Origin of the sequence: Colwellia sp. 6M3, from assembly GCF_014077595.1 — a bacterium.
Lineage (GTDB): Bacteria > Pseudomonadota > Gammaproteobacteria > Enterobacterales > Alteromonadaceae > Cognaticolwellia.
Genome location: NZ_JACGWF010000054.1, coordinates 22986 through 28985, shown reverse-complemented (window position 1 = coordinate 28985; position 6000 = coordinate 22986). Strand labels below are relative to the sequence as shown.

The window sequence follows — 6000 nt, the reverse complement described above, 5'->3', positions numbered from 1 at the left end:
ATGATTATTATTGATTTTACGTTTATCATTGCTGTCTATATTGGACTGGAAACTCTCTAATAATGATAGGGACTTTCCACTTAAAGGATTTAAAATGTATAAAAAAGTTATGCGTTCTGCACTATGTATATCTCTCATGGCAACATCGGCATTTGCAACAATGGCAACAGCAGATGTTGTTCAAGATTTTACACAAGTTCATTATTTTGGTAATGAAGTTGAAACTCAATATATCACTGACGCTTTAGCTCCTTATGGCTTATCTCGTTGGAACAACGCAAGTCCTTTAGGGACTCCTGTTACCGTTTATTATGCTTTTGCAGGTGATACTCTTGGTTATATTTCACCAAATGATGTTCAACGTAGTTTTCATCAATATGAAAAAGATGTAATTGTTGAAATACTTAATGATGTTATGAGTTTTACTAACATTACACTGATTGAAACTACCGATATTTCTATTACTAATTTTGTATTTAGAATTTCCCCTACGGTAGGTAATGGTGCCTCTTTACCTCCACAAACTCCTGATGATACTGGTTATAAAGCTGTTTCTTTAAGTGATGTTGATAACTTACCTTATTTAAACCCAGACCGTGAAAACAATTATGTTCGTTACAAACATTATGATGTTGATTACAAACATGATGTTTCTCGTTCTAAATGGTTTATTTCTCATGAAATTGGTCATGTTTTAGGTTTGTTTCACCCATTTAATGTAATTGGTGGCAATTCAGCACCTTTCCCTCTTGACGAAGAAGATAATCATCAATTTAATACAGTAATGTCTTATCAAAGTGGTAATTTAAGCTCAGAAGGATATAGCGCTTCAAATTTTAGAATTTACGATATTATCGCTTTACAAAGTCTTTATGGTGTAAATACAGATAACAAATTAGAAAACACTCTTTATGAATATGATGATAATTATGACTTTCATCAAGTAATTGCTGATACTGGTGGTGAAGATACTATTAGTGTCGAAAATAGCGCAAGAGATAATGTTATTGACTTACGAGGTGGTAAATTTAGTTCGATTGCTCCTAATTTTGTAAGTTGGTATACCGATTGTTATGACGGTAGTTATGAGGGAGATTTTACAACGAATCCTGATGGTACTTGTACAGAGGATACGCCTACTGGTGGTCATGAACATTTAAACCGTAGTCATAACAGTTTGTCTATTGATATTAATACTGTGATTGAGAATGCAACGGGTGGTACTGGTGATGATACTTTAGTTGCTAACTCGGTTGCTAACGATATTAACGGTGGTGATGGTACAGATACAGTAATGTTTGCAGGTGCTAAATCTGATTATACTATTGATTTTATTAATGCTTATACAGTTGTAGTTACTTCGGTTGCTGATACGGACGATGAAGATACACTAACAAATGTTGAGTTTTTAAGCTTTGTTACTGATTTTTCAGACCTTAGTACAGCAGAAGTTGTTAATCTTAATCAAGCTCCTGTAGTTACCTTAGCAGAAACTATTACCGTAAGAGAGACATTACAAACAACCATTACAGCAACGGCTGTAGATGCTGAAAATGATGCTCTTACTTATACTTGGACTCAACTTGATGGTACAGATGTTACTTTAACAAATGCTGATACATTAAGTGTTACCCTTACTGCTCCAAGTGTTGATGCTCAAGAAACAATTACTTTACAATTAGAAGTTACAGATGGTGTAAATACAGTAACAAGTTCTATCTCAGTTGTAGTTATCCCTAACACTGTACCAGTTATTACAGATGTTACAGCAGACCAAACAGTGGATGAACGCACAGCAGTAACACTAACAGTTACCGCAACTGATGCTGACAATGATGCTTTAACCTACCGTTGGACTGTAGATGGTGCAACAGTTACACTAACTGGTGATAATAGCGACACTGTTACATTTACTGCTCCAAGCGTTACAGGTACAACAACATTAACAGTTACAGTATTTGTTTCAGATGGTATTGATGAGGTAAGTGAAACACGCACAATAACGGTTAATAACATTGATACAACGCCAGACCCTGCTGTTACTCCATCTAAAAAAGAAAGCAGTGGTGGTTCTTTTGGCTATCTTATATTGCTAATCGCAGGATTGAGATTATTTAGAAAATAAATATAAAAAATATATTTAAAATAATTTTTTAGTTTACTAAGCGTTACTGGGAATGCATCTAGAAACGAGCAAACGACTTTGTTATTTTCTAAACTTCATTTACATAATTGGATAAATTCTTAGTGTAAGCTACACAATATATTTTCTACTTTGTAATTTCTTTGACGTTTTGTGGAATACAGAGGGAATAAAATTTCATTGTTTATGGTTAATGATGATTACATGAAAAAAGTTAAATATATAATAATAAAAGGCTTTTTCTTGATGGTTAATCATGGTTAATGCCCAATTATCAGGGATGAAAATGCCGTTTTAAGCTAACTCTGTGTTAGCTCAATGTTTTCTAAAAGCTTAAGTTCATTACTTAAGCTTTTTTATTTGTCACTAATCATTACTTTTGACTGACCCATATACTATCTTTCATACCGTTCAGGGTTTTCTTATTGCAGGCTACGTTTTGGTCGCAGGTAATATTTGGCAGTCTGGTGCCTGTTGATGTAATACGCTTTCTAAATCCTGCTAACATTGCATCTAATGCTGTATTTCTATGTCTGCCGGTTATTGTGATTACTTCAATATTGCTTGAAGAAGCGGCTTTGAGTATTTCAAAGTTCTCAATAGGAGTCTCGGCAAGTGCTTGATGCAGAGAAGGCAAGTTATGTGCATTGAATGCTTCGGTTTGCTGAGACTTTTTAATCCAACGTACAATTTTGGTCGGGTGAGTTTTATAAACCATCGTGAGCCAGATGTCTGCTTCTGAATAACGTTGTTTAGAAAGGTAGCTTTGCCCTAATAAAAATGCGGCGTTGGGCTGTCCTTTTCTTGAGGCGCGTTTTAACCACTTTATACCTTCATCAAAGTCATAAAGCTGCTCTTCTGTTAGTAAGAGCATACCTGCTTTATATTCAGCCGCTCGAACGCCATGAATACCTGCTTTTTTATAAAACTTTAATGCTCTGGCTTTGTCTATTTCTGTACCAAAACCGTAATGATAAAACTTTGCTAAATTGTATATGGCATTACTGTGGCCGCGATTTGAAGCTTTTTTAAAAGATTTAAAGTAAGTAATACATTCGTCACTCATGCATTCTGATATTTGTACTGCCGAGGTATTAAAGGCTAAAATTAATGACGTTATTGTCAATATTTTACATATTTTTACTAACATGTAGCCACCTTCCTTATGGGTTAATGCTTTATAGTAAATTAGCATACAGGAAAAAATCACTCATTACATAACTTGAGTTTTACTCGGTATTGTTACAATGTAGATAAATTTAGTCTTACTTTACGTATAAGCTTCAACAAATTTGAATGAGTAAACAATGAATTCCACTTTAGTATATATTTACGATCCCATGTGCAGTTGGTGTTGGGGCTATGCACCAACCTGGCATAAACTGCAAAAATCACTCGCACAGCATGTTGATATAATTTACAGACTGGGAGGGTTAGCGCCAGATAGTAATGAGCCTATGCCAATTGAAATGCAAACACTCTTACAGCAAACTTGGCGAAATATCGCAGAGCAGTTAGGTACAGAATTTAATTTCGACTTTTGGCAACAATGTCAGCCAAGGCGCTCTACATATCCTGCATGTCGGGCTGCGATTGTTGCACGTGCTAGTGGCAAAGAACAGGCTATGCTTTCGGCAATCCAACAGGCTTATTATTTACAGGCACAAAATCCATCAGATATAACCACATTACAAGCATTGGCTGTTGAAATTGGTTTAGACGGTGATGATTTCTTGGAGCAAATAAACAGCCAACACACCGATGCTTTATTAAAAAAAGATATTGCTGAAATGCGACAGTTACCCATCCAAGGTTTTCCTTCATTGGTTTTAATTAAAGATAATATTCCTATTGCTATCCCGGTTGACTATAAAAATTGGCGTAATAGCTATGAGTTAATCATATCGAAAATTTAACTTATGCCACGTTTATGCTAAAGGTAGCTTGTAAATACGGTAAAAACCCCTCTAATCAAGAATGTTTTTGTAGTATGATATTAGGATAAAAATAGATTGTTCTTTACGTAATGAATGTAAAAACAACAGTAGATAAGGTTTATTATGACATACGCAGCAATTACCGGTTGGGGCAAGTGCTTACCTCCCGCGATCCTTAGTAATGATGATTTAGCAACTTTTCTGGAAACAGATGATGATTGGATCACCTCTAGAACAGGCATGAAAGAGCGAAGAATTTCTCATGTTTCTGTTAGTGAGCTAGCCTATGTTGCCTGTGCTCGTGCATTAGCTGCTGCTGGAAAAAAAGCTGAAGATGTTGAGTTAATCGTTTTTGGTAGTACCACATTCGATCAAATCTGTCCGAATGCTGCTTCTAATGTACAACGTTTATTAGGCGCCGAAAATGCCGCTTGTATGGATGTAGGTACAGCATGTACCGGTGGTATGTACAGCTTAAGTGTAGCAACCGCTATGATTAAAAGTGGTGTAGTTAAATCTGCATTGGTTATTGGCGCTGAAACTATTTCACCCATTATGGACTGGAGTAACCGTGACGTAGCGGTATTATTTGGTGACGGCGCTGCCGCACTTTATTTAGAAGAAACGACTGAAGAAACTGGTGTAATTACACAAGCATTAGGTTGTTACGGCGAGTCGCGCGACATATTGTCAGTAGAAGGTTGGGGTATGAAATATGCCAACCAAGGGCGTATGCTTGGCCAGTCTAACTGGGCATTTTTAGGTCAAGAGATCTTTAAAAAAGCTGTTGCAGGTATGGCCCAAGCGTGTGATAAAGCCTTAGCGCAAGCGCAATTGACTGCAGACCAAATAGCAAGTGTTGTACCTCATCAAGCCAATTTACGTATCATTGATACCCTTGTAAAACGTTTGAAAATGGATAAAGACAAAGTATTTGTCAATATTCATAAGTATGGCAACATGTCGGCAGCAACAACCTTAGTCGCTTTTGTAGAAGCCATTGAAGAAGGTTTTATTGCTAAGCAGTCATATGTATTACTTCCTGCTTTCGGTGGTGGTCTAACTTGGAGCGCACATGTTGTAAAATGGGGTGATAGAACTCATGCTTTATCTACAACCGATATTGACCTACCTGAATGTAAGCAATCAGGCTTAGCCTTAGTTCAAGATATTATTGCTTCTAAATCACTGTAAACTAAGTTTTAATTTATCTGCCGACACAACCTGTGTCGGTTTTTCCAGTTTAAGTAAGGATACCTATGCGTTTTTTATCACGTCGACTAATTTTGCCTAATGATCTAAATTATGCCAATTCATTGTTCGGGGGCAGAGCACTGGCATGGATTGATGAAGAAGCTGCGATATATGCTATTTGTCAACTTGAGACTAACTGCTTAGTTACCAAGCATATAGGTGCTATTAACTTTGAATCACCCGCTCAGCAAGGTGATGTAGTTGAATTTGGCTTATCAACAAAGTCTGTCGGTAAAACTTCTATTACCATTACATGCATGATGCGTAATAAGATAACTAAAAAAACCATATGCTTAGCTGATGATATTGTTTTTGTTCAAGTTGACCCTGAAACAAAATTACCTATTCCTCACGGTAAAACATTAGCGTCTTTGAGTGATCCCTTTGAAAGCTAATTTATATAACTGAAGTCTGGAGTACACAAAAGCGTTGTTCATCGTATATTCAAGTTAAGAGGTTTTTATTCTGTTTGCGCGGTAAGGAATTGTAAGTAGCCAGTAATAGCAAAGTAGCGAATTGATTTCTTTAAGGTTATTTTTTTCGCAATAAGTTGCTCATCACGATATATTTTTACTATCTGCTTTTCACCGTTGGTATCGCTTTCGTAATCATGAAGTGGATTTTTTCGTAGATTATCAAATTCAGTTTTCATGATTAATTTCATAT

6 protein-coding genes are annotated in these 6000 nt (G+C 36.1%); 4 read left to right on the top strand and 2 right to left on the bottom strand.

What is annotated here, in order from left to right:
- Nucleotides 1-94 precede the first annotated feature (94 nt).
- Nucleotides 95-2125 (top strand): M10 family metallopeptidase C-terminal domain-containing protein, encoded by a 2031-nt coding sequence (locus H4J50_RS12355; protein WP_182256761.1) that lies wholly within the window; start codon nt 95-97, stop codon nt 2123-2125.
- Nucleotides 2126-2516: 391 nt separating this feature from the next.
- Here the strand turns inward: H4J50_RS12355 and H4J50_RS12350 are convergent, their stop codons facing one another.
- Complete coding sequence (locus tag H4J50_RS12350) at nt 2517-3293, bottom strand: tetratricopeptide repeat protein (RefSeq protein WP_182256759.1); 777 nt, start codon at nt 3291-3293, stop codon at nt 2517-2519.
- A gap of 157 nt (nt 3294-3450) precedes the next feature.
- Here H4J50_RS12350 and H4J50_RS12345 point away from each other — a divergent pair, with 157 nt between their 5' ends.
- The 3 genes from H4J50_RS12345 to H4J50_RS12335 all read left to right on the top strand — a co-directional run bounded on the left by H4J50_RS12345 (nt 3451) and on the right by H4J50_RS12335 (nt 5729).
- A complete protein-coding gene (locus H4J50_RS12345; protein WP_182256757.1) occupies nt 3451-4059 on the top strand; it encodes a DsbA family protein in 609 nt (202 codons plus the stop codon).
- Between the two features lie 144 nt (nt 4060-4203).
- Nucleotides 4204-5274, top strand: a complete 1071-nt coding sequence (locus H4J50_RS12340; protein WP_108455321.1) for a beta-ketoacyl-ACP synthase 3 — start codon at nt 4204-4206, stop codon at nt 5272-5274.
- Between the two features lie 65 nt (nt 5275-5339).
- The gene (locus H4J50_RS12335; RefSeq protein ID WP_182256755.1) at nt 5340-5729 is read left to right on the top strand and encodes an acyl-CoA thioesterase; all 390 of its coding nucleotides are present in this window, start codon (nt 5340-5342) and stop codon (nt 5727-5729) included.
- A 65-nt stretch (nt 5730-5794) separates the two neighbouring features.
- On the opposite strand, the gene H4J50_RS12330 is transcribed toward H4J50_RS12335, so the two are convergent.
- A complete protein-coding gene (locus H4J50_RS12330) occupies nt 5795-5986 on the bottom strand; it encodes a hypothetical protein (RefSeq protein ID WP_239059118.1) in 192 nt (63 codons plus the stop codon).
- Nucleotides 5987-6000 lie beyond the last annotated feature (14 nt).